This is a genomic window from Burkholderia pyrrocinia, assembly GCF_003330765.1.
Lineage (GTDB): Bacteria > Pseudomonadota > Gammaproteobacteria > Burkholderiales > Burkholderiaceae > Burkholderia > Burkholderia pyrrocinia_B.
Map to the genome: position 1 here is coordinate 886,357 of NZ_CP024902.1, position 23,484 is coordinate 909,840.

General features: G+C 68.4%; 17 protein-coding genes. 10 read left to right on the forward strand and 7 right to left on the reverse strand.

Annotated features, from left to right (window positions below):
- The first annotated feature begins 106 nt into the window (after positions 1-106).
- Positions 107-1,318: a pyridoxal-phosphate-dependent aminotransferase family protein gene (locus CUJ89_RS04195; protein ID WP_114176258.1), complete on the forward strand. Its 1,212-nt coding sequence runs from the start codon at positions 107-109 to the stop codon at positions 1,316-1,318.
- 21 nt (positions 1,319-1,339) lie between these two features.
- Here CUJ89_RS04195 and CUJ89_RS04200 read toward each other — a convergent pair whose 3' ends face one another.
- A complete protein-coding gene (locus CUJ89_RS04200; protein ID WP_114176259.1) occupies positions 1,340-2,275 on the reverse strand; it encodes an AraC family transcriptional regulator in 936 nt (311 codons plus the stop codon).
- Between the two features lie 137 nt (positions 2,276-2,412).
- Between CUJ89_RS04200 and CUJ89_RS04205 the strand changes: the two genes are divergently transcribed.
- Positions 2,413-3,303 (forward strand): DMT family transporter, encoded by an 891-nt coding sequence (locus CUJ89_RS04205; RefSeq protein ID WP_114176260.1) that lies wholly within the window; start codon positions 2,413-2,415, stop codon positions 3,301-3,303.
- 118 nt (positions 3,304-3,421) lie between these two features.
- Here the strand turns inward: CUJ89_RS04205 and CUJ89_RS04210 are convergent, their stop codons facing one another.
- Positions 3,422-4,636, reverse strand: coding sequence for an MFS transporter (locus CUJ89_RS04210; RefSeq protein WP_114176261.1), 1,215 nt, complete (start codon positions 4,634-4,636; stop codon positions 3,422-3,424).
- A 349-nt stretch (positions 4,637-4,985) separates the two neighbouring features.
- Between CUJ89_RS04210 and xdhA the strand changes: the two genes are divergently transcribed.
- From xdhA to CUJ89_RS04230, 4 genes are all read left to right on the forward strand, one after another.
- Positions 4,986-6,527: a xanthine dehydrogenase small subunit gene (gene xdhA / locus CUJ89_RS04215; protein WP_114176262.1), complete on the forward strand. Its 1,542-nt coding sequence runs from the start codon at positions 4,986-4,988 to the stop codon at positions 6,525-6,527.
- A gap of 18 nt (positions 6,528-6,545) precedes the next feature.
- A complete protein-coding gene (xdhB, locus tag CUJ89_RS04220) occupies positions 6,546-8,909 on the forward strand; it encodes a xanthine dehydrogenase molybdopterin binding subunit (RefSeq protein ID WP_114176263.1) in 2,364 nt (787 codons plus the stop codon).
- A gap of 84 nt (positions 8,910-8,993) precedes the next feature.
- Complete coding sequence (gene xdhC, locus CUJ89_RS04225; RefSeq protein ID WP_114176264.1) at positions 8,994-9,611, forward strand: xanthine dehydrogenase accessory protein XdhC; 618 nt, start codon at positions 8,994-8,996, stop codon at positions 9,609-9,611.
- A gap of 77 nt (positions 9,612-9,688) precedes the next feature.
- On the forward strand, positions 9,689-10,090 hold the full coding sequence (locus CUJ89_RS04230) for a polyketide cyclase (protein WP_114176265.1): 402 nt from the start codon (positions 9,689-9,691) through the stop codon (positions 10,088-10,090).
- Positions 10,091-10,106: 16 nt separating this feature from the next.
- Here the strand turns inward: CUJ89_RS04230 and CUJ89_RS04235 are convergent, their stop codons facing one another.
- The 3 genes from CUJ89_RS04235 to CUJ89_RS04245 all read right to left on the reverse strand — a co-directional run bounded on the left by CUJ89_RS04235 (position 10,107) and on the right by CUJ89_RS04245 (position 13,255).
- Positions 10,107-11,054, reverse strand: a complete 948-nt coding sequence (locus CUJ89_RS04235; RefSeq protein WP_114176266.1) for a LysR family transcriptional regulator — start codon at positions 11,052-11,054, stop codon at positions 10,107-10,109.
- 68 nt (positions 11,055-11,122) lie between these two features.
- On the reverse strand, positions 11,123-11,761 hold the full coding sequence (locus CUJ89_RS04240; RefSeq protein ID WP_114176267.1) for a DsbA family protein: 639 nt from the start codon (positions 11,759-11,761) through the stop codon (positions 11,123-11,125).
- A 93-nt stretch (positions 11,762-11,854) separates the two neighbouring features.
- The gene (locus tag CUJ89_RS04245) at positions 11,855-13,255 is read right to left on the reverse strand and encodes a TAXI family TRAP transporter solute-binding subunit (RefSeq protein WP_114176268.1); all 1,401 of its coding nucleotides are present in this window, start codon (positions 13,253-13,255) and stop codon (positions 11,855-11,857) included.
- 430 nt (positions 13,256-13,685) lie between these two features.
- Between CUJ89_RS04245 and CUJ89_RS04250 the strand changes: the two genes are divergently transcribed.
- From CUJ89_RS04250 to CUJ89_RS04275, 4 genes are all read left to right on the forward strand, one after another.
- Positions 13,686-14,051 carry a BON domain-containing protein gene (locus CUJ89_RS04250; protein WP_114176269.1) on the forward strand — a complete coding sequence of 122 codons (366 nt, stop codon included), beginning with the start codon at positions 13,686-13,688 and terminating at the stop codon, positions 14,049-14,051.
- A gap of 136 nt (positions 14,052-14,187) precedes the next feature.
- Positions 14,188-16,278, forward strand: a complete 2,091-nt coding sequence (locus tag CUJ89_RS04255) for a D-(-)-3-hydroxybutyrate oligomer hydrolase (protein ID WP_114178484.1) — start codon at positions 14,188-14,190, stop codon at positions 16,276-16,278.
- Positions 16,279-16,714: 436 nt separating this feature from the next.
- Positions 16,715-18,085, forward strand: coding sequence for a group II intron reverse transcriptase/maturase (ltrA, locus tag CUJ89_RS04265; RefSeq protein ID WP_114176270.1), 1,371 nt, complete (start codon positions 16,715-16,717; stop codon positions 18,083-18,085).
- 651 nt (positions 18,086-18,736) lie between these two features.
- Positions 18,737-20,575: a S10 family peptidase gene (locus tag CUJ89_RS04275; RefSeq protein ID WP_114176271.1), complete on the forward strand. Its 1,839-nt coding sequence runs from the start codon at positions 18,737-18,739 to the stop codon at positions 20,573-20,575.
- A 274-nt stretch (positions 20,576-20,849) separates the two neighbouring features.
- On the opposite strand, the gene CUJ89_RS04280 is transcribed toward CUJ89_RS04275, so the two are convergent.
- A complete protein-coding gene (locus tag CUJ89_RS04280) occupies positions 20,850-21,638 on the reverse strand; it encodes a sulfite exporter TauE/SafE family protein (RefSeq protein WP_114176272.1) in 789 nt (262 codons plus the stop codon).
- Positions 21,639-21,954: 316 nt separating this feature from the next.
- Complete coding sequence (locus CUJ89_RS04285; protein ID WP_114176273.1) at positions 21,955-23,394, reverse strand: DHA2 family efflux MFS transporter permease subunit; 1,440 nt, start codon at positions 23,392-23,394, stop codon at positions 21,955-21,957.
- Positions 23,395-23,484 lie beyond the last annotated feature (90 nt).

Sequence of the window (23,484 nt, forward strand, 5' to 3'; positions counted from 1 at the left end):
TCGCGCGTGCCTCTTGCGCGAGGCCGCGGAACGCGGAATGATCGATCAGTTCGCCATGCAGCGCGGCGAGCGTCCGTGCACTTCCTTTCCTCACCTGCTACCCGCCATGTCTATCGATTACTCGCCGATTCCCTGTCCCGTCGTCGTGCCGCTCGACGCGATCCTGCCCGAAGAACCGCTGCTGATGATGGGGGCCGGCCCGGTTCCGATTCCGGCCGCCGTCGCGAAGGCGAACACGGTCGTGATCAACCACCTCGGTGCGACGATGGCGAAGATCATCGAGCAGGTGAAGGAGATGGGGCGCTACGTGTTCCAGACCCGCACGAAGTGGGTGCTCGGCGTCGCGGGCCCCGGCTCGGCCGCGATGGAAATGGCGATCTCGAACCTGGCGTGGCGCGGCACGCGCGTGCTGTCGATCCGCAACGGTTTCTTCAGCGCGCGGATGGCCGAGATGGCCACGCGCGTCGGTGCCGACGTCGCGACGCTCGAAGTGGCCGATCGCGCGGTCGCGAGTCTCGACGAAGTCGCGGATGCGATCGCGCGCGAGCGGCCCGAGATCGTCACGATCGTGCAGGGCGAGACGTCGAACACCGTGTGGAACCGCGACCTGCGCGACATCGCGGCGCTCGCGAAGGCGGCCGGCGCGCTGGTCGTCGTCGACGCGGTGTGCACGCTGTCGACGATGCCGCTCGAGATGGACGCGTGGGGCATCGACGCGGTGATCACCGGCGGCCAGAAGGGGCTGTCGTCGATCCCGGGCGTGTCGCTGATCGCGTTCTCCGACGCCGCGTGGGAGCGTATGAAGCATCGCCCCGAACCGAACGCGCACTGGTGCCTCGACATGGCGCTCGCCGAGAACTTCTGGCACAACGCGGGCTATCACTACACGGCGCCCGTGTCGGGCGTGCTCGCGCTGCACGAGGCGCTGCGGCTCGTCTGCGCGGAGACGCTCGAAAGCCGCTTCGCGCGCCATCTGCGCTGCTCGCTCGCGCTGCAGGCGGGCGTCGAGTCGATGGGGCTCAAGCTCTATGCGCCGAAGGACTGCCGGCTCAATTCGGTGGTCGGGATCGAAACGCCGGAAGGGCTCACGCCCGGGATGATCTGCGGCCATATCTCGAAGCAGTACCAGGTCGAGATCTCGGGCTCGTTCGGCTTGCCGATCGTGCGGATCGGGCAGATGGGCGAGCAGTGCCGCGAACACAACCTGTTCCGCACGCTGCATGCGTTCGGTCGCACGATGGTCGATCTGAAGGTGCCGGTCGACCTGCCGGCCGGTGTCGCGGCGCTCGAACAGGAGCTGTCGCGGCGCGGTGCGTAAGCTGGAAGGGGGAAGCCGCGCTCAGCGGCCCTGCATCGCGCGCCGGTACGTATTCGGCGTCGTGCCGTGCGCGTCGCGAAAGCGATGGCTGAAGTGGCCGGCGTTCGCGTATCCGCAGTCGGCCGCGATCTGCGCGAGCGGCAGCGAGGTCGTGCGCAGCAGCTCGCGCGCTCGCGCAAGCCGCTGCTCGGCCACCCACGCGTGCGGCGCGCGGCCGAACGACAGCCGGAACATCCGCGAGAAGTGGTATTCGGACAGCGCGGCGACGTCGGCCAGTTCGCCGAGCGTCAGCGGCTGCGCCAGGTACGTGTCGATATAGTCGCGCACGCGGCGGCGCACGGCCGGCGCGAGGCCGCCGCGGAACGATGCATCGGTGCGCGTCGTGCTCTGCCCGCGCAGCAGCAGGCTCAGCACCTCGTGCGCGGTCTCGTTCACGCGCAGCCGTTCGTCGGCATCGTCCCAGCCGTCCAGCGCGAGTGAGCGGAGCAGCGCGGCGACGCGCGCATCCTCGAAATAGGTGCGGTCGGCGAGTTTCAGCTCGCGCGGCTCGCGGTCGAGTTCGCGGATCGCGCGCTGCGTGAAGTGCTCGGGCAGGAAATACAGGTGGATGAAATGCATCTCGCCGCGCACCCACCAGCGCGATTCATGGTCGCCCGGCAGCGCGCACAGCAGGCTCGGCGCGCCGTAGCGCGGCACGCGTTCGCGTTCCGTCCGGTAGCCGCCGTCGAGGTAGCACGACAGCGTGTGGTGGCCGGGCTGCTCGTAGACCGTCTCGCTTTCGTCGGTAATCCGCGTCCATTCGGCGATCGCGAGATGGTCGCCGAGCCACGCGAAACGCTCGAGCGTCGCGTTTGCGTCGGCGAGCGTGCGGCATACCGACTGCAGGCCGAACGGCAGATCGCCGCCAGCCAGGGCGGCGGCGTGGTCGACGGGCGGAGCGGAGAGGGAGAAGCTCATGATGAGCCGAGTATAAGCGGGCGCGCGACACCGCAGGCGAGGCCCCGAAAAAGACCGCAATTCCGGACAATCGACACGCGCCGCGCGGCGGCATAGTCGGGATCCCGTTTCACCCGATTTTCCGGATCGTTGCCGCCATGAACCTGTCGCTCTATTTCGTCACCGTGCTGATCTGGGGCACCACCTGGATCGCGATCAAGTGGCAGCTCGGCGCCGTGCCGCCGCCCGTGTCGATCGCGTGGCGCTTCTGGCTCGCGGCCGCCGTGCTGTTCGCGCTGCTGCGCGTGCTGCGCCGGCCGGTCCGCCCGCCGCGCGAAGCGTGGCGCTACCTCGTCGCGCAGGGCTTCGCGCTGTTCTGCCTGAACTTCCTGTGCTTCTACTATGCGGAGCAGGTCGTGCCGAGTGGCCTCGTCGCGGTGATCTTCTCGACCGCGCCGTTGTTGAACTCGATCAACGGCCGGCTGTTCATGGGCCGTCCGCTGCGGCCGTCGGCGATCGCCGGCGCGCTGCTCGGCCTGGCCGGCATCGCGTGCCTGTTCTGGCAGCAGATGGCCGGCCACCTCGACGATCACGCGACCTGGACGGGGCTCGCGATCGCATTCGCCGGCACGATGTGCTTCTCGGCCGGCAACCTGCTGTCGAGCCGGATGCAGTCGATGGGGCTGCACCCGCTCGCGACCAACGGCTGGGCGATGCTGATCGGCGCGGCGATCCTGACCGTCGGCAGTGCGGTGGCCGGGATGCCGTTCACGCTCGACATGAGTCCGCGTTATCTCGGCGCGCTCGTCTACCTGGCCGTGCCGGGCTCGGTGATCGGCTTCACCGCGTACCTGACGCTCGTCGGCCGGATCGGGCCGGAGCGCGCAGCGTACTGCACGGTGCTGTTCCCGATCGTCGCGCTGGCCGTGTCGACGGTGTTCGAAGGCTACCAGTGGTCGCCGCTCGCGGTGATCGGGCTGCTGCTCGTGGTGGCCGGCAATCTGGTCGCGTTCGATGTGACACGGAGGCTGTTTCTGCGGACGGCATGACCTTCGCGGTCGCCACGACGGCCGTCGGATAAAAGAACGCCCGCGCGATGCGGGCGTTCTTTTGGGGGGACCGGCGGCGCGATTTCCGCGACCGGCCGCCATGCAACGGCCTGCGCGTTCACGCCGCCGCGCTACTCCCCGCAACACGTGCCTGCCGCTGGTACAGCACCATCGACAGCGCGACGCCCGCCGCGGCGGCCGCCGCCGCGAACAGGAACACCTGCGGATAGCCGAACGCGCCGGCGACATAGCCAGCGAGCGGGCCCGTGATGCCGAGCGACAGGTCGAGGAACACCGAGTATGCGGACAGCGCCGCGCCGCGGCTCGCGGGCGGCACGAGCGCGACGGCCTCGACGCCGAGCGCCGGGAAGATCAGCGCGAAGCCGAAGCCCGTCAGCGCGGCGCCGACGAGCGCGACGTGCGGCACGGGCGCGAGCCACAGCAGCACGAGGCCCGAGCATTCGAACGCGAACGACACGATCGCGACGCGGAAGCCGCCGTAAGTCTTGATCGTGTTCGCGAACAACAGGCGCGCGCCGATGAACAGCGTGCCGAACACGGTCAGCGACAGCGCGGCGTTCGGCCAGTGGCGCGCCGCGTAGTACAGCGTGACGAAGGTCGCGATCGAGCCGAAGCCGGCCGAGCCGAGCGCGAGGCCGAGGCCGTGCGGCAGCACGCGCGTGAACACGCTCGCATACGACATCCGTTCGCCGTGCACGAGCGGCACGGAGTCGATCAGGCGCGCGAGGTAGAAGCCGATTGCGGCCAGCGCGATCACGATCACGCCGATCAGCGCCGGATTCAGCGTATGCGCGATCGCGACGCCGACCGGCGCGCCGAGCGCGAGCGCGCCGTAGGTCGCGATGCCGTTCCACGAGATCACCTTCGCGTTGTGCGCGACGCCGACCTTGCCGATGCCCCACAGGATCGCGCCGGTGCCGCACAGGCTCTCGCCGACGCCGAGCACGAGCCGGCTCGCGACCAGCAGCACGAGGCTCGCGACCGGCCAGTGCGCGAGCAGCAGCGCGACCAGCAGCAGCACGCCCGACACGCCGCAGCCGATCAGCCCGCGCAGCACCGTCTGCTTCGGGCCGAGCGTATCGGCGAAGCGCCCGGCGAGCGGCCGCGACGCGAGCGTCGCGAAATACTGGACGCTGATCGCGCCGCCCGCGACGATCGCGGAAAAGCCGAGGTCGTCATGGACGAAGCCCGGCAGCACCGCGAGCGGCAGGCCGATGGTCAGGTAGCAGATGAACGTGAAGCAGACGACGGACACGATTTGCAGCGTGACCGCGAACCCGCTGCGCGGTGGTGTGGCGGAATCGGTTGACATGGGGTCGGAACGAATGAGCGGAACGGAGCGTTACGGAACGGAAAGCGGCGAAAAACGGAATCGGGATTTTCCCATGGAACCGGTTTTCACGCAGGTACCATTTAGTTAATCGCGACCCGTTTTTGCGGATGACGGATCGCGGCGGGCATCGCCGGACGGCCCGCGGAGCACCGTGCGGAAAGGGCGCCGGGCGGCCCCGGCGCTCATATCGCGGCAGTTATATGGGCCCCATGCGTGATGGGCTATGGGTTGCGGAATTTGATGGTGATAGCGTGCAAACTGTCAGAAAAACGTCGGTCGAGCGCTCCGCGCAGGCCGCCTTGCCCCCCATTTGAAGAACCATAGAGACATGAGTGAGCCGATTCGCTTCTATCATCGTCACGCTATCCGCGAAGTCAGCGGCGCGGACGTCACTCGCACCGTGCTGCAGTACCTGCGCGAGGACGCGCATTGCACCGGCACCAAGGAAGGCTGCGCGGAAGGCGACTGCGGTGCGTGCACGGTCGTCGTCGGCGAACTGACCGACGCCGGCGCGGTCGAGTTCAAGGCCGTCAACGCATGCATCCAGTTCCTGCCGACGCTCGACGGCAAGGCGCTGCTGACGGTCGAGGACCTGCGCCAGCCGGACGGCACGCTGCACCCGGTGCAGCAGGCGATGGTCGATTGCCACGGTTCGCAATGCGGGTTCTGCACGCCCGGCTTCGTGATGTCGATGTGGGCGCTATACGAGAAGCACGGCCACGAAGGCTGCGGCAGCGCGTGCGCGAAGGCGAAGGACGTGCCGACGCGCACCGAGATCGCCGATGCGCTGACGGGCAACCTGTGCCGCTGCACCGGCTATCGCCCGATCGTCGATGCGGCCGTGCAGATGTTCGATGCGCCGGCGCCGTCGGCGCCGGTCGACACGGCCGCGCTCGCCCGCACGCTCGCGTCGCTCAAGCGCGACGACACCTTCGACTACACGATCAACGGCGCGCGCTTCGCGGCGCCGCGCACGCTCGACGCGCTGGCCGCGCTGAGGGTCGAGCGTCCCGACGCGCGCATCCTCGCGGGCAGCACCGACATCGGTCTGTGGGTCACGAAGCAGATGCGCCGGCTCGATGACCTGATCTACGTCGGCCAGATCGCCGAACTGCAGCGCCTCGCGGAGCGCGGCGACTGGATCGAGATCGGCGCGGGCGTGACGGTCGAGAAAGCGTATGCGGCGCTGGCCGGCACGTATCCGGAACTGATCGAGATGTGGAAGCGCTTCGCGTCTGTGCCGATCCGCAACGCGGGCACGATCGGCGGCAACGTCGCGAACGGCTCGCCGATCGGCGACTCGATGCCGGGCCTGATCGCGCTCGGCGCGCACGTGGTGCTGCGCGGCGGCGACACGGTGCGCGAGCTGCCGCTCGAGGCGCTCTACACGGGCTACCAGCAGAAGGACATGGCGCCGCACGAATTCGTCGTCGGCCTGAAGGTGCCGACCCGCACCGGCGCGCGCGAGAAGCTGCAGTTCCGCACGTACAAGCTGTCGAAGCGGTTCGATTCCGACATCTCGGCGGTGTGCGCGGCGTTCGCGTTCATCGCGGACGGCGACACGATCCGCGAGCCGCGTATCGCGTTCGGCGGGATGGCCGCGACGCCCAAGCGCGCGGCGCAAACGGAAGCCGTGCTCGACGGCGCGTTGTGGCACGAAGCCACCGCGCAGGCCGCGATGCAGGCGCTCGAGCGCGACTACCAGCCGTTGTCCGACATGCGCGCGACGAGCACGTACCGCCTCGATACCGCGAAGAACCTGATGTATCGATTCTGGCTGGAGACGCGCCCGCACGACCCGCTGCCGCCGCAAGCCCTGAATGTGCGTGAAGTGGCCGCCGAAGCCGGCGCTGACGCGGCGCGCGTCTGAAGACGGAGAACACCCAAGATGAACCAGCAAGCAGAACCGTTCCTGAGCACCCTCGACCCGCAAACCGACGCCGCGCAGGTGCACGTATCGCGCGCGCACGAATCCGCGCACCTGCACGTGAGCGGGCGCGCCACCTATACCGACGACATCCCGGTCGTCGCGGGCACGCTGCACGCGGCGCTCGGATTGTCGGCGAAGCCGCATGCGAGGATCGTGTCGATGAACTTCGATGCGGTGCGCGCGACACCCGGCGTGGTCGCCGTGTTCACGGCCGACGATATCCCGGGCGTCAACGATTGCGGCCCGATCATCCACGACGACCCGGTGCTCGCCAAAGGCATCGTGCAGTTCGTCGGCCAGCCGATGTTCATCGTCGTCGCGACGTCGCATGAAACCGCGCGGCTCGCCGCGCGCCGCGCGCAGGTCGACTACGAAGAGCTGCCGGCGATCCTGACCGCGCAGGAGGCGCGCAAGGCCGAAACCTACGTGATCCCGCCGCTGAAGCTCGCGCGCGGCGATGCGGCCGCGCGGCTCGCCGCCGCGCCGCACCGCGAGGCGGGTGAAATGCTGCTCGGCGGCCAGGAGCAGTTCTATCTCGAAGGGCAGATCGCGTACGCGGTGCCGAAGGACGACGACGGGATGCATGTGTACTGCTCGACGCAGCACCCGAGCGAGATGCAGCACCTCGTCGCGCACGTGCTCGGCGTCGCGTCGCACAACGTGCTCGTCGAATGCCGCCGGATGGGCGGCGGGTTTGGCGGCAAGGAATCGCAGTCGGGCCTGTTCGCGTGCTGCGCGGCGCTCGCCGCGTGGAAGCTGCTGTGCCCGGTTAAGCTGCGTCCGGATCGCGACGACGACATGATGATCACCGGCAAGCGGCACGACTTCCATTACCGCTTCGACGTCGGCTACGACGACGACGGCCGCCTCGACGGCGTGGCGCTCGACATGACGTCGCGCTGCGGCTTCTCGGCCGACCTGTCGGGCCCGGTGATGACGCGCGCGGTGTGCCACTTCGACAACGCGTACTGGCTGGGCGACGTCGACATCGCCGGCTATTGCGGCAAGACCAACACGCAGTCGAACACCGCGTTCCGCGGCTTCGGCGGCCCGCAGGGCGCGTTCGCGATCGAATACATCCTCGACGACGTCGCGCGCGCGCTCGATCGCGATCCGCTCGACGTCCGCTATGCGAACCTGTACGGCAAGACCGAACGCAACGTGACGCCGTACGGGCAGACGGTCGAGGACAACGTGCTGCAGGAGCTGCTCGGCGAACTCGAGACGACGAGCGACTACCGCGCGCGTCGCGCTGGCGTGCGCGAATTCAACGCGCGCAACACGGTGCTGAAGAAGGGCATCGCGATCACGCCGGTGAAGTTCGGGATCGCGTTCAACGTCACGCACTTCAACCAGGCCGGCGCGCTGGTGCACATCTACACCGACGGCTCGGTGCTGGTGAACCACGGCGGCACGGAGATGGGGCAGGGGCTCAACACGAAGGTCGCGCAGGTCGTCGCGCACGAGCTCGGCATCCGCTTCGGCCGGATCCGCGTGACCGCGACCGACACGAGCAAGGTCGCGAATACGTCCGCGACGGCCGCGTCGACGGGCTCGGACCTGAACGGCAAGGCCGCGCAGGATGCGGCGCGCCAGTTGCGCGAGCGGCTCGCGGTGTTCGCGGCGAAGCAGTTCGGCGACGGCAAGGTCGATGCGGCCGACGTGAAGTTCGGCAACGACTTCGTGTGGGTCGGCGGCAACGGCGTGCCGTTCGGCGAAGTGATCGCGAAGGCGTACCTCGCACGCGTGCAGCTCTGGTCAGATGGTTTTTACGCGACGCCGAAGCTGTACTGGGACCAGTCGAAGCTGCAGGGACGGCCGTTCTACTACTACTCGTACGGCGCGGCCGTGTCGGAAGTCGTGATCGACACGCTGACGGGCGAGATGCGCACGCTGCGCGTCGATGCGCTGCACGATGTGGGCGACTCGCTGAACCCGGCGCTCGACATCGGCCAGGTCGAAGGCGCGTTCATCCAGGGGATGGGCTGGCTCACGACCGAGGAGCTGTGGTGGAACAAGGGCGGCAAGCTGATGACGCATGCGCCGTCCACGTACAAGATCCCGACCGTCAACGACACGCCGCCCGAATTCAACGTGCGGCTGTTCGAGAACCGCAACGTCGAGGACAGCATCCACCGTTCGAAGGCCGTCGGCGAACCGCCGCTGCTGCTGCCGTTCTCGGTGTTCTTCGCGGTGCGCGATGCGATCGCGGCAGTCGGCGATTACCAGGTGAACCCGCCGCTCGACGCGCCGGCCACCGGCGAGTCGATCCTGCGCGCGGTGCATGCGGTGCGCGCGGCGCGTTCGGCTCGGGCAGGCTGACATGAAACGACCCCCACGCTCTCTTTGTTCGCTGCCCCCCGCGGGGGCGGTCAGCCTCCTTGGGACGGCCCGGCGGAGGCTGACATGAACGGGCCCGCACGTTCGCTTCGCGCCGCGTCGAACCAGGCGTTCGCGCAGGGCACCGGCCAGCGCAACCGCGCGACGGGCGCGCCGGCGCCGATGCACATCGTGCTGTTCGGCGCCGGGCACGTCGGTCACGCGCTCGTCACGCTGCTCGGCGCGCTGCCGTGCGTCGTGCAGTGGGTCGACACGCGCGACGAGCTGTTCCCGGACGAATGTCCGCCGAATGTGCAGCCGGAGCCGACCGACACGCCGGAGGCCGTCGTCGACGCCGCGCCGCCCGGCGCGTACTTCCTCGTGATGACGCACAACCACGCGCTCGACTTCTCGCTCGCCGCGCAGATCATGCGGCGGCGCGACTACGCGTACTTCGGGATGATCGGATCGCGCACCAAGCGCGTGAAGTTCGAGCGCCGGCTCGCCGCGCGCGGCGTCGATCCGGCCCGGCTCGTGGAGATGGTGTGCCCGATCGGCGTCGCGGGCATCGTCGACAAGGCGCCGGGCGCGATCGCGGTGGCCGTGTGCGCGGAGCTGCTGCAGGCGCGCTCGGGCATGCCGGTGGCCGACGCGAAGGCGGCCGCGTCGGGGCGCGCGCGCGACGACGTATCCTGCGCGCGGTAACGCCGCACGGCCACGGGTTTTTGCATACACTGCACGGCAACGCGCGGCATCGGGCCGCGCCTTACCGTGCACGCACCATGTCCGATCATCAGGTCTATCTCGACACGCTCGATGCGAGCCTCGTCGCCATCGAGCGCTGGCTGTCCGGCGTCGATACCGCGCCCGCGGCACTCGACGCGCTGCTCGCGCCGTTCTCCACCGGTTTCACGATGATCCTGACCGACGGCCGCGCGGTCGACCGCGACGGCACGCGCGCGTTGTTCGCGAAGCTCGCCGGCGCGAAGCCGGGGCTGCGCATCACGCTGTCGGAAACCCGCATGCTCGCGGCCGACGCATCGCATGCGGTGATGACCTATCTCGAAGCGCAGCACGCGGCGTCGGGCGAGTTGCCCGCGCGCCGCGCGACCGCCGTGTTCGAACGCGACGCGGCAGGCGTCGTGCGCTGGTCCCATCTGCAGGAAACGTTCTGCACGGCCTGAGCGGCCGCGCTGCGCATCAGCGCTTGCGGCTGCGGGCGACCGTCAGCTCGTCGGACACGCTCTGCATCAGCGCGCACAGCCACGCGATGTCGGTCGGGCGGTCGGGCTGCGGATGCGTGAGCAGGTAGCTCTTGATGCGAGGGAACGGTACGGGCGGCGTGACGACGACGAGCGGCAGCAACTGCGCATAGTGCGTCGCGAAGCGGCGCGTCGTCGTGAAGATCAGGTCCGACTGCAGCAGCACCTGCGGCACGATCCCGAAGTACGGCAGCGTCGTCACGATGCGCCGCGTGAGGCGCGCACGCGCCAGGCCGATCTCGATCGCGTTGCGCTTGTCGCCGGTGTACGGCGTGGGCGCGACGTGCGCGGCCGCCGCATACGCTTCGCGCGTGAGCGGCACGCGCGCGAGCGGGTGCGCGTCGCGCATCAGGCACACGATCGTGTCGGAGAACAGGTCCTGGCGCGCGAACTGCGGGTCGGGCTTCGGCCAGTTGCCGATCACGAGATCGAGCGCGCCCGATTCGAGCGCGCCCGCGTGGTCGAGCGCGGGATTCAGCGAATCGATTTCCAGGTGCGCATGCGGCGCCGCGTCGCGAAAGCGCTCGATCAGCGTCGGCATGAAGAAATCGTTCAGGTAGTCGGGCGCGGCGACGCGGAACGTGCGCCGCGCGGACGACGGGTCGAAGTCGCCGTGCGGCGTCGCGATGAAGTCGACCTCGCGCAGCGCGCGCGCCGCGGCTTCGAGCAGCGAGGCGCCGTATTCGGTCGGCACCATCCCGGATTTGCCGCGCACGAGGATCGGGTCGTTCAGCGTCTCGCGCAGCTTGCGCAGCGCGGTGCTGATTGCGGGCTGGGTCTGGTTCAGCCGCAGCGCGGCCTGCGTGACGCTGCGCTCGAGCAGCAGCGTGCGCAATACGCGCACGAGCCAGATGTCGAGCGAGGCGGTACGGTCGTCGTCTTCCATCGGGGCGGGTGATTCGGGGGATGCGTAACCTTACCGCAGCCGCGCGTTGCCGTGCGTGATACCGGCCATCACGCACGACCCTTCGGCAGCGCGCTGATCCGCTTGACCTCGCGCGATTCGAGCCAGTTCGGCGTGCGTGCGCAATACAGCACCATCGGCAGCGCGTCCTCGCCCCAGAAAAGCTGCTGGTTCATCCAGAACGTCGGCACGCCGAACGCGCCGAGCGCGATCGCGTCGGCGTTGTTGCGGGCCAGCTGCGCATTCGTCTCCTCGAATTCGATCAGCTCGTCGCCGTGGCCGACGCCGACGCGCTCGCACAGCGCCGCAAAACCCTCCGGCGTCGACGGGTCGTTGCCGTCGTGCCAGATGAAGCGGAACATTTCCAGCACGGTCGCGATATCGGCGCGCAGCGCGATTGCGAGGCGCAGCACCTTGTCGGAATCGAACGGGTGCGCGGGCGGCATCTTGAAGCGGATGCCGAGCTGTTCCGCGCGAAACAGCGCGTGACGGTACGTGAACACGCGCTTGGCCGGCACGTCGGCACCCGAGCGTTGCCCCCAGTGGCGCTGCAGGTCGATGAGCGACACGGCGACGGGTTCGAACGGCACGTCCGGCCACTTGTCATGCTGTTCGAGCAGCAGATAGGAGAACGGCGACACGAAGTCGAAGAACCAGGCGGGCTGGGCAGTGTCGAGGCCGGTTGTCATGGCGATCTCCAGAGGGTGGGGCGTGCGCGCCTGGCGGCGGCCTTCATGTTACGCGGCGGCGCGCGGATGCAGCAATGATCGCGGATCGTCCGCTCACGCGGAACCGGGAGTCGCCCGGGGGGGATCGCCGGCGCCTGGCGTGCCTGCCGCGGTGTCCTGGTCGTGCGCGGTGAGCCGTTCGCGCACGAAGCCGATGTGCTCGCGCAGCACGTAGAACTGCCCGGCGTAGGCCAGCGGCATCTTCATCCGGTTCACGGCTTCCTCGATGTCGTCGAGTTGGTCGAGCAACTGGACGCGTTCCTCGGCCGTGTGCTCGCCGAGCGCGCTGCGCTCGAGCGCGATCAGCGCACCGTACCAGCGGTAGATGCGCGAGCGCACGCGCCAGCCGTACAGCGACGGCACGAGCCGCAGCCCGGGGATCAGCACCACGATCAGCGGCACGACCACGACGAGCAGCCGGTCGACGAGGCTGGCGACCCAGAACGGCAGCCGCCGGTACAGGAAGGTCTTGCCCGACTTGTAGTAGCGCGCGGCGTCGTCGGACAGCGGGAAACCGCGCGTGACGGACGACGGGAATTCGCCGGCGTGCTGCAGGATCGTCGCATGGCCGTGCACCTCGCGCGCGGCCTCGATCAGCAGGTCGGACAGCGCGGGGTGCAGCGAGTCGCGCGCGACCAGCTCGATCGTCGGCGCGACCGTGTGGAGGTCGGCGGGCGGCAGGTTCCGGCCGAGATCGTAGACGCCCATCGGCAGCGTGATCGCGGTCAGGTACGGGAAGCGCCGCGCGTACGCCTCGGCCTGCGTGAACGAGTACACGTGCACGCCCGGCGCGCGGAACAGCTTCGCCATCACCGGGATCTGCGTCGAGTCGCCGGACAGGAACGCCGCGTCGATCTTGCCTTCGAGCAGCGCGGTCGCGGCGTCCTCGCCGGCGGTCGGCAACAGCTCGGTCGAGCCGCCCGGCACGATGCCGTTCATCTTCAGCAGCGCGAGGCTCAGCTCGCGCGCGCCGCTGCCTTCCGCGCCGAGCGCGAGCCGCTTGCCCTTGAAGTCGGACAGGCGCGCGACGACCGGGCCGCGGTACATGATCGCGAGCGGCACGTAGCCGATGCTGCCGAGCGACACGAGGTGCTCGTCGCGCGCCTGCGGGCCGATGCCGCTCTGCACGAAGCCGACGTCGACCGGCGCGTTCGGGTTCGACAGCCGCGCGAGGTTTTGCGCCGACCCTTCGGACGATTCGACGTCGAGCGTGACGCCGTTCTTCGCGAGGATGGTCTTGTATTTCTGCGCAGCGTTCCAGTACGTGCTGCCGGGCGGCCCGGACGAGATCACGAGCGTGGACGGCGGCGCCGGCTGGATCAGCTTGACCGCGAGCCAGACGGCCGCGCCGGCGAGCAGCACGGTCGGGCCGATCGACAGCGCGAGGTCGCGCCACGACACCGCGACGAAGCGGGCGAGGATGCGGCGAGGCGGGCGAGGGCGGGCTGGCTTCATGGGATCGGCGGATGACGCTGGCATGACGCATCGATGACGGTCGTCACGGACGATGCGGATTCTCGCGGCGATGGTACCCGGTTTCGCCGCGCGTGCGCGAGTCGGGCGGCATGGCGCGGCTGCGGGGCGACAGCGGCGGGCGCCGCCGCGTCAAAAGCTTTGCGCTTCCGCGGGCGCTGGATTACATTGTGCGACGCAGCCGCGCCCGATTCGCGCGCGACCCGGCACGCAATGAGACCGGGCGCGTCCGGCCGGCGGCTGTCCGGCCCGGCCGGCCCGCACTTGCGCGCGCCGGCTGCCGGCCCGTCACGCCTCTCTCGTTTCGCCGTGGAAATCACCGGCTGTCCCGCCCGTTCGCGCGCGGGCCGGCTGTCTTTGGGGGTATCCGGCCGTACTGTGCACGGCCGTTCCGGAGTTACAAGGAGATAGCATGAAGTCGATCGTGTTGAGAGCGTTGGGTGTCGCCGCCGTGGCGGCTTGTCTGTCGGGCAGCGTGTATGCGCAGTCGAGCGACGCGGCGGCAACCGAAGCGCCGGCGGCCGCGACGAGCGCGCCGAAGGCTGCCGCGAAAACCGCGAAGAAGGCGAACCGCAAGCTCGGCTATACAGTGCGCAAGGCGATTTCGAAGGAAAGCGGCGTGAACGTGTCGAACCTCGTCGTGCGTTCGAAGGGCGGCGCGATCACGCTGGAGGGCACGATGCCCGATCAGGCACAGATCGACAAGGCCGAAGCCGCGGCCAAGGACGTGAAGGGCGTGACGTCGGTCACGAACAAGCTGACGGTCCAGCAGCAGTGACGCCGGGCGGCGGCGCGTGAGCGCCGCGTGCGCCTGCTTTCAGGCGGGCCCCGGCATGCCGGGGCCCGTTTGCGCTTCAGAGGCCGCGAGCCGCATGACGCGGCGGCGGACCGATAACGATATCGAGAGGGCGGCGATGGCGAGGCTCGGGTGGGGCAGGCGGATGGTTTTTGGCGCGGCGCTGGCCGCTGTCGCGATGCTCGGCGCCTGCAACGGCGACGATTCGGGCGAGCGCAACCGGTTGCCCGGCTTCGTGTCCGGCAGCGTGCGCACGACGGCCTACGACGGCGCGAGCGACGACCTGCTGACGGCCGGCCTCGGCAAGACGGGCCTCGGCACGGCGACCGCGCCCGGCTTTGCGAACCCATCCCGGCCGACGAGCGCCGAGCTGCGCCGCCTCGCGATCTGGTCGAACTACCGCGCGCTCGTCGACATGAGCGCGAACGGCGGCTACGGCCGCTTCTGGGGGCCGAACGTCGACCTCGACGGCAACGACACGCTCGGCGAAGGCAAGATCCCCGGCACCGAATATCTCGCGTATTCCGATGACGGCAGCGGCAGCAAGAACGTGACGCTGCTCGTGCAGGTACCCGCCCGCTTCGATCCCGCGCAGCCGTGCATCGTCACCGCGACGTCGTCGGGCTCGCGCGGCGTGTACGGCGCGATTTCCGCGGCCGGCGAGTGGGCGCTCAAGCGCGGCTGCGCGGTGGCCTACAACGACAAGGGCGGCGGCAACGGCGCGCACGAACTCGGCTCCGACACGGTCACGCTGATCGACGGCACGCTCGCCAACGCGGTGCTGGCCGGCACCGCGAGCCTGTTTACCGCGAACGTGACGAGCGGCGATCTCGCCGCGTTCAACAACCGCTTCCCGAACCGCTATGCGTTCAAGCACGCGCATTCGCAGCAGAATCCCGAGCAGGATTGGGGGCGCGTGACGCTGCAATCGGTCGAGTTCGCGTACTGGGCGCTCAACGAGCAGTTCGGACCGCTGATCGACGGCTCGCATCACGGCGTGCGCTATCGCGCGGGCGACATCACGACGATCGCCGCGTCCGTCAGCAACGGCGGCGGCGCGTCGCTCGCGGCGGCCGAGCAGGACAGCCGCGGCTGGATCACCGCGGTCGTGGTCGGCGAACCGCAGATCAACGTGCGGATGGCGCCGAACGCGATCGTGCGCACGGGCGGCCAGCCCGTGCCGTCGTTCGGCCGGCCGCTGGCCGATTACGCGACGCTCGCGAACCTGTTGCAGCCGTGCGCGGCCGCGTCGGCGTCGCTCGCCGGCGCGCCGTACCTGAGCGCGCTGCCGGCCACGACCACGCAGTCGATCCGCACGCAGCGCTGCGCGACGCTCGCCGCGGCCGGGCTCGTGTCGGGCGCCGATACGCAGAGCCAGGCCGCCGACGCGCTCGCGCAGCTCCACGCGGCCGGCTACCTTGCCGATTCCGACCTGCTGCACGCACCGATGTGGGATTCGCAGGTGATTCCGGCGATCGCGGTCACCTACGCGAATGCGTACACGCGCTCGCGCGTCACCGACAACCTGTGCAATTTCAGCTTCGCGACGACGAACGCGGCGACGGGCGCGGTCGCGCCGCCCGCCACGTCGCCGATGCCGGCCGTGTTCGGCCTCGGCAACGGCGTGCCGCCGACGTCCGGCATCGACCTCGTGTTCAACACGGGCGCGGGCGTCGACCACCGGCTCGCGACACCCGATGCGAGCTTCGCGGGCGCGCTGTGCCTGCGCCAGCTATGGACGAACGGGATGCTCGGGATGCCCGCGAACGTCGACGCGGTGCGCGTGAACGCGAACCTGCAGGGCAAGCCGGCGATCATCGTGCAGGGCCGCAGCGACGCGCTCGTGCCCGTGAACCACGCATCGCGCGCGTACGTCGCGCAGAACGGCATCAGCGAAGGCGGGCGCAGCCAGCTCGTGTTCTACGAGGTGACGAACGGCCAGCACTTCGACGCGTTCCTGCCCGTCGCGGGCTTCGACACGCGCTTCGTGCCGGTCCACTACTACAACCTGCAGGCGCTGAACCTGATGTGGCGGCACCTGAAGAACGGCGCACCGCTGCCGCCGTCGCAGGTGATCCGCACGGTGCCGCGCGGCGGCACGCCGGGCGCCGCGCCCGCGCTGACGAGCGCGAACCTGCCGCCGATCTCGGCCGCGCCGGGCGCGAACGCGATCACGGCCGGCGCTGGGGTGATCGACGTGCCGCTCTGACGGCGCCCGCCGCACCGCCATCAAGAAGCCGGACAACCGTCCGGCTTTTTCTTTTTGTGCGCCCAGCATGGGCGCACTCCTGCGGGTGCAAGTCCCGCCATAAGCTGATCACGGCAAATGAAGCGAAGCGCAACTGCATGAGGGCGACCGAGTGTGGGGAGGAAGCGTGGAGCGTAAATCGCGAGCCGATGGACAAGAACTGCATAGAAGGCGCTGCCGAGCAGGGCGAGCGGGCAAGAGACCGCGAAGCTCTCGTGATCAAGGCGAAGCGGCGTAAATGCAGCGGTTGTGCGATGAAGGAGTGCGTTCTTACCTGGGGAGATCTCGCCTTGTGCCTGAAAGGGCGACGGTGCTGAGCCGGAGCGAGAAGTCAGCAGAGGCCGTAGTAGCCGCTGGTTGAGGGCAAAGGGCTGAACGAGTAGGAGGGCCGAAGGCCGTGTCGCTCGGACGTGCAGGGCATCAGAAGGCTACGCAGGTAGCGCGCAACGCGGGATGGCGAGGTGAAGCCGAGCCTGAAGCGAGGCGTGATGAAGCGCGGACGGCGCGACACGAAACTGGAGGCTTGGGGCGAGACAGTCTGCTATCGCAGGCGCTCGCGAGAGCGAATCTGGTGATGGCGTGGAAGCGCGTCAAAGCCAATCGTGGCAGTGCCGGGGTGGATGGGAAGTCGATTGCCGAGACGGCGGAACACCTCAAGACGCACTGGCCGGGGATTCGGGAAGCGTTACTGGACGGCAGCTACCGGCCCGCGCCGGTGAGGCGAGTCCAGATTCCGAAACCCGGTGGCGGGACGCGTGAGTTGGGGATTCCGACGATAACGGATCGGCTGATCCAGCAAGCCCTGCTGCAAGTTCTGCAGCCCATCATTGATCCGACATTCAGTGAACACAGCTACGGCTTCCGTCCGGGACGTCGAGCGCGTGACGCGGTGCTGATGGCACAGCGGCATGTGCAGGACGGCTATCGGGTGGTGGTCGATGTGGATCTGGAGAAGTTCTTCGATCGGGTCAATCACGACATCCTGATGGAGCGGCTATCGAGGCGGATCGACGACAAGGCCGTGCTGCGGCTGATTCGTCACTATCTTGAGGCCGGGATCATGGATGGCGGCGTGGTCAGTGAGCGACACGAAGGCACGCCGCAAGGCGGGCCGCTGTCGCCGCTGCTGGCCAATGTGCTGCTGGACGAGGTGGATCGTGAACTGGAGAGGCGCGGACACCGCTTCGTGCGTTACGCCGACGACTGCAACGTGTATGTACGCAGCAGCCGGTCGGGCGAACGGGTGCTGGGCGGCCTGCGCAAGCTCTACGATCGGCTTCACCTGAGGGTCAACGAGGCGAAGACGGCGGTCGCACAGGCGACCGGTCGCAAGTTCCTGGGCTACAAACTGTGGCGCGGAGCGGGCGGGCGGATCAAATGTGCGGTGGCCCGAAAGGCATTGGAGACGTTCAAGCAACGCATCCGGGAACTGACCCGCCGCTCGGGTGGGCGCAGCCTGCTGGAGAGCGTGGAGCGGTTGCGGGCGTATGTGCCGGGTTGGAAGGCGTACTTCCATCTGGCGCAGACGCCCAAGGTGTTCCGCGAACTCGACAAGTGGATCAGGCACCGGCTGCGTGCGATGCAGCTCAAGCATTGGCGTCGAGGTACGACGATGTACCGGGAGTTGTTGGCGCTGGGCGCCTCGAAAGAGGATGCCCACCGGGTGGCCGCGAACAGTCGGCGTTGGTGGCGAAACAGCCGCTGGCTGCTGAACCGCGCCATGCCGATCGCCTACTTCGACCGTCTTGGCGTACCCCGGCTCTCATGACCTCAACTGCTCGAACCGCCCGGTGCGGACCCGCATGCCGGGTGGTGTGGGAGGGGATCGGTCAGATTACCTGACCGCCCCTATCCCGATTCGCGAGTGGAATCGGTCCCGTGCCGCCTTTTATCCGAATGGCGAGCGCTGTAACAAATTATTACTTTACGACGGTAAATCAGGAACCTATTATGCGCCGGTATTTTCACTTAATTTAATAAATTCCAGATACGAGAATATTCCTTTCCGTTTAGTTAATCGATCCTTTCGATTTTATTAAATCGGCTCGGGCTGCGATTGGTCGCCGTTTAGCGATTAATCGGCGTCTCGCCGAGGGGGATTGTTCGTCTGTTCAAAGCGAAGTCGCCATGCTGGGCGGGCTTTGCGGGGCATGCTTTTGCCATCGATTTTGTGCGCTTGCGGATATGTGGAATGAATCCGTATTTGCTGCGGATTATTGAATTGCCGTTTGCAATGGAATTGATTCCATTGTGCAGTTGCAAAAAAAATATGGGTGGGGTAAATCGTGCCGGTCGGTATTCGCCGATCCGGTAAAAAACTCGGAGTGCGTCGCATAACGAATGCATTCCTGGTGCGGAGCGCCGGCGCAAATGATCCTTTGCGGCCGGCGGTATTTATCGTTCTGTTCGAGAGGCAATAATGACGACACGGAAGTCCTTGAAAGACGGTTTCGCGCTATTCGGAACGACTCTGAGCGTGCCGCTCGCCGCGGCTGCGGCCGCGGCGCTGCTCGTCACGGGGTGCGGCGGCGACGACGGGCCGAGCCCGGCCGCTTCGGCCGCCGCCGCGGCCGCGACGACGGCCGGCGGCAGCACGTCGGCCAGCACCAACGCAACGGCCGCCGCCGCGGCCGACCAGCCGTTCGTCGACACCGACGTGTACGGCACCGGGCCGAACGACGCGGTCACGGATTCGACCGAAGGCGCCGCGGTCGTGCACCGCCAGGTCACGATCGGCGGCAAGACCATCAAGTACACGGCCACCACGGGCCACCTGACGACGATCGATCCGACCACGTCGGCGCCGAACGCGAAGATGTTCTACGTCGCGTACACGCAGGACAATCCCGACCCGTCGAAGCCGCGCCCGGTCACGTTCTTCTACAACGGCGGCCCCGGCTCGTCGTCGGTCTACCTGCTGCTCGGCTCGTACGGGCCGAAGCGCCTGCAGTCGTCGTTTCCGAACTTCACGCCGCCCGCGCCGTACAAGCTGCTCGACAATCCGGACAGCCTGCTCGACCGCACCGATATCGTGTTCATCAACCCGGTCGGCACGGGTTATTCGACGGCGATCGCCCCGGCGAAGAACAAGGACTTCTGGGGCACCGACCAGGACGCGCGCTCGATCGACCGCTTCATCCAGCGCTACCTGACCAAGTACTCGCGCTGGAATTCGCCGAAATTCCTGTACGGCGAGTCGTACGGCACCGCGCGCAGCGCGGTCGTGTCGTGGGTGCTGCATGAGGACGGCATCGACCTGAACGGGATCACGCTGCAGTCGTCGATCCTCGACTACGCGAATGCGCTGTCGGCGCCGGGCACGTTCCCGACGCTCGCGGCCGACGCGTTCTACTGGAAGAAAACGACGGTCAACCCGACGCCGACCGATCTCGACGCGTACATGGTCCAGGCCCGCAACTACGCGGACAACACGCTCGCGCCGCTCGCGCAGAAGCCGAACCCGCAGGACGGCGGCTTCGTGAACGTGCGGCTGAACCTGAACCTGCAGACCGCGCAGCAGATGGGTTCGTACATCGGCACCGACCCGACGTCGCTGATCCAGACCTTCGGCAACCCGGCTGCGCTCGGCAACGTGCCGTCGTCGAACGACAACCCGCCGTACACGTTCTTCCTGACGCTCGTGCCGGGCACGCAGATCGGCCAGTACGACGGTCGCGCGAACTTCACGGGCAAGGGCATCGCGCCGTACATCCTGCCGAACTCGGGCAGCAACGATCCGTCGATCACGAACGTCGGCGGCGCGTACACGGTGCTGTGGAACAGCTATATCAACACCGACCTCAAGTACACGTCGACGTCGTCGTTCGTGGACCTGAACGACCAGGTCTTCAACAACTGGGACTTCAGTCACACGGACCCGACCGGCGCGAACAAGGGCGGCGGCAATACGCTGTACACGGCCGGCGACCTGGCGTCGACGATGAGCGTGAACCCGGACCTGAAGGTGCTGTCGGCGAACGGCTATTTCGACGCCGTCACGCCGTTCCACCAGACGGAGCTGACGCTCGCGCAGATGCCGCTCGATCCGACGATCAAGGCGCAGAACCTGACGATCAAGAACTACCCGTCGGGCCACATGATCTACCTGAACGACGCGTCGCGGACCGCGCTGAAGGGCGATCTCGGCAACTTCTACGACAGCATCCTCGCGAACCGCACCGCGCTGCAGCGCGTGCTGAAGCTGCAGGCGCGCACGCAGCAGCTCAAGCAGCAGCAACTGAAGCAGCAGGGGCAGTAAGCGCCGCGGGCGGCTCGCGCCGCCCGAAGTGACGTAAAAAACGCCGCCCGGTCACGCGCCCCAGCTCTTCACGTGGCGTGTGTTGGTGGCTGTGCTGTTGTTTTCCACGATGCCCCGTAAGTCACGGACTTCCGGGGCATCGTCTTGTCCGAGGGTCGGCTCGTCGCCCCGGAAAAGCCACTAGTGACGTCACTGCATAATCCTCAAAAAGGGGATGAGTAGCCTTCAATTGAGGATTCGATGCCAGATGCGGCGGGGCGCTGCGCCGCGCCGTTTACGCGAGCACGAGCCGCACGCCGACCGCGACGAGCGTCGCGGCGAGCAGGTTGCGCAGCAGCCGCTCGGGCGCGCGCGCCGACAGCAGGCTGCCGAGCACGATGCCGGGCAGCGAGCCGAGCAGCAGCGACAGCAGAATCGACCAGTCGACCGAGCCGAGCAGCCAGTGGCCCATGCCCGCGACGAGCGTGAGCGGCACCGCGTGCGCGATGTCGGAACCGACGATGCGGGTCGTCGCGAGCGCCGGATACAGCAGCAGGAGCACGGTCACGCCGATCGCGCCGGCGCCGACCGACGTCATCGACACGAGCATGCCAAGCACGGCGCCGGTCAGCACGGTCGACCACAGCGTGCGCGCGGGGCTCGGCGCGAACGGGTTGCGCGCGGCGAACGCGGTGAGCTGCGGCCGGAAGATCAGCGCGAGCGACGTGAGCAGCAGCGCGACGCCGAGCACGAGCTGGATCATCCGCGCGGTGCCCGGCGTGTTCATCCCGTGCGTGTGCAGCCACCACAGCGTGACGGCCGCGGCCGGGACGCTGCCCGCCGCGAGCCGGCCCGTGATGCGCCAGTCGATCGACCCTTTCAGGCCGTGGACGAGCGTGCCGGTGGCCTTGGTCGCGGCCGCGTACAGCAGGTCGGTGCCGACCGCCGTCGCGGGGTGGACGCCGAACAGCAGCACGAGGATCGGCGTCATCAACGAACCGCCGCCGACGCCGGTCAGGCCGACGAGGATGCCGACGAACAGGCCGGACAGGGAGTACAGCAGATCGATATGGGGAAGCGACATCGGAAGCAGGCGGTTATGCGGCGTTCGGCGGCGGCGCGTGGGTCAAAGTCCGCCATTGTCGCAAAAGTGGCGGGTTGGTGTACGACTGCGTTAAAAATCAGCCGGAAAGGCGCGTGCGGCGGGCGGCCGGACGGAGGTGAAACGGGCGTTTGAGCGGTGGCGGGGCGCGATGGAGGGGTCGATGACGGTTATCGGCGTGTTATCGGCCTGAAAGGCAGGGCGAATCGGGAACGCGTGCCGTGCCCGGCACGCGCAAAAAAGGCGCGACGGTGCGCGCCCGGGTTCGATGCCGGAGGCGGGCGCCACCGGCCATCGGTCAGTGCATCGCGGGGCCGACGCCTTCGACGGCGCCCTGCCGCCGGATGCGCAGCGCGAGGCCGATCAGCGCGGCCGCGGCGGCGAATGCCGCGCCGAATGCGAACGCCGCGTGATAGCCGCCGTTCAGCGCGTCGAGCGGTGCGGTCCGGGCGGCCGCGAGCGCGTCGGTGCGGGCGGCCGCGAGGCTCGCGAGCACGGCGAGGCCGAGCGCGCCGCCCATCATGAACGCGGTGTTGACGATCCCCGACGCGAGCCCGGAATCGGCCGGATCGACGTCGTTCATCGCAGCGAGCAGCATCGGGTTGAACGCGACGCCCGCGCCGATGCCGAGCAGCGTCATGCCGGGCAGCACATGCCAGACGAAACCGCCGTCGACCGGCGCGCGCGAGAACAGCGCGAGACCGCAGGCCGCGATCAGCAGGCCGGCCGCGATCGGGCCGCGGATTCCGAAGCGCATCACGATGCGCGCCGACAGCCCGAGCGAGAACGCGGCCATGATCAGGTTCGCCGGCAGGAACGCGAGGCCGACCTGCAGCGGCGCGTAGCCGAGCACGCGCTGCATGTACAGCGCCGACAGGAAGAACCATGCGAACATCGCGGCCGCCCACAGCACGGCGATCGCGTTCGCGAGCGCGACATTGCGCGCGGTGAATAGCGTGAGCGGCATCAGCGGGTGCGCGGCGCGCGCCTCGATCGCGATGAACAGCGCGAGCAGCGCGACGGCCGCGCCGATCAGTGTGACGGTTTGCGTCGACAGCCAGCCGGCTTCGTTGCCGCCGACGATCCCGTAGACGGCCAGCATCAACGACGCGGTCACGGTGATCGCGCCCGCGACGTCAAGCCGTGCGGCGCCGGCCGGCGCGCGCATGCGCGGCAGCAGCGCGACGCACATCGCATAGACCGCGATGCCGATCGGCAGGTTGACGAGGAAGATCCAGTGCCACGACAGCGAGCTCGTCAGCAGCCCGCCGAGCAGCACGCCGATGCTGCCGCCGCCCGCGCAGACGAAGCCGTAGACGCCCATCGCGCGCGCGCGTTCGCCGGGCTCGGTGAACAGGTTCATGATCAGCGACAGCGCGACGGCCGACACGACCGCGCCGCCGAGCCCCTGCACCGCGCGCGCGGCGATCAGCATCGTCTGCGATTGCGCGAGGCCGCATGCGAGCGATGCGAGCGTGAACACGACGAGGCCCGCGAGGAACATGCGCCGCTGGCCGTACAGGTCGCCGAGCCGGCCGCCGAGCAGCAGGCAGCCGCCGAACGTCAGCAGGTACGCGTTGACGACCCATACGAGGGCCGTCTCGGTGAAATGGAGGTCGGTGCTGATCGACGGCAGCGCAACGTTCACGATCGTGCTGTCGAGCACGATCATCAACACGCCGAGACAGAGAACGAGCAGCGCGTACCAGCGCTTCTCGCCGTGGATCCCGTGAGTCATGGGCTTGCAGCCTTCCGATAGGTATTTGAAAGGCTGCATTGTAGACGTCATCGGCGCGGGTTTCCTGCCGGTTTGTGGCAGGAGCGTCGC

Coding starts and splice junctions, on each gene's coding strand:
- xdhB (WP_114176263.1), top strand. CDS start 6,546: ATGAACCAGCAAGCAGAACCGTTCCTGAGCACCCTCGACCCGCAAACC.
- CUJ89_RS04210 (WP_114176261.1), bottom strand. CDS start 4,636: ATGTCAACCGATTCCGCCACACCACCGCGCAGCGGGTTCGCGGTCACG.
- CUJ89_RS04240 (WP_114176267.1), bottom strand. CDS start 11,761: ATGACAACCGGCCTCGACACTGCCCAGCCCGCCTGGTTCTTCGACTTC.
- CUJ89_RS04205 (WP_114176260.1), top strand. CDS start 2,413: ATGAACCTGTCGCTCTATTTCGTCACCGTGCTGATCTGGGGCACCACC.
- CUJ89_RS04230 (WP_114176265.1), top strand. CDS start 9,689: ATGTCCGATCATCAGGTCTATCTCGACACGCTCGATGCGAGCCTCGTC.
- xdhC (WP_114176264.1), top strand. CDS start 8,994: ATGAACGGGCCCGCACGTTCGCTTCGCGCCGCGTCGAACCAGGCGTTC.
- xdhA (WP_114176262.1), top strand. CDS start 4,986: ATGAGTGAGCCGATTCGCTTCTATCATCGTCACGCTATCCGCGAAGTC.
- CUJ89_RS04250 (WP_114176269.1), top strand. CDS start 13,686: ATGAAGTCGATCGTGTTGAGAGCGTTGGGTGTCGCCGCCGTGGCGGCT.
- CUJ89_RS04195 (WP_114176258.1), top strand. CDS start 107: ATGTCTATCGATTACTCGCCGATTCCCTGTCCCGTCGTCGTGCCGCTC.
- CUJ89_RS04275 (WP_114176271.1), top strand. CDS start 18,737: ATGACGACACGGAAGTCCTTGAAAGACGGTTTCGCGCTATTCGGAACG.
- CUJ89_RS04245 (WP_114176268.1), bottom strand. CDS start 13,255: ATGAAGCCAGCCCGCCCTCGCCCGCCTCGCCGCATCCTCGCCCGCTTC.
- CUJ89_RS04200 (WP_114176259.1), bottom strand. CDS start 2,275: ATGAGCTTCTCCCTCTCCGCTCCGCCCGTCGACCACGCCGCCGCCCTG.
- CUJ89_RS04285 (WP_114176273.1), bottom strand. CDS start 23,394: ATGACTCACGGGATCCACGGCGAGAAGCGCTGGTACGCGCTGCTCGTT.
- CUJ89_RS04235 (WP_114176266.1), bottom strand. CDS start 11,054: ATGGAAGACGACGACCGTACCGCCTCGCTCGACATCTGGCTCGTGCGC.
- CUJ89_RS04255 (WP_114178484.1), top strand. CDS start 14,188: ATGGCGAGGCTCGGGTGGGGCAGGCGGATGGTTTTTGGCGCGGCGCTG.
- CUJ89_RS04280 (WP_114176272.1), bottom strand. CDS start 21,638: ATGTCGCTTCCCCATATCGATCTGCTGTACTCCCTGTCCGGCCTGTTC.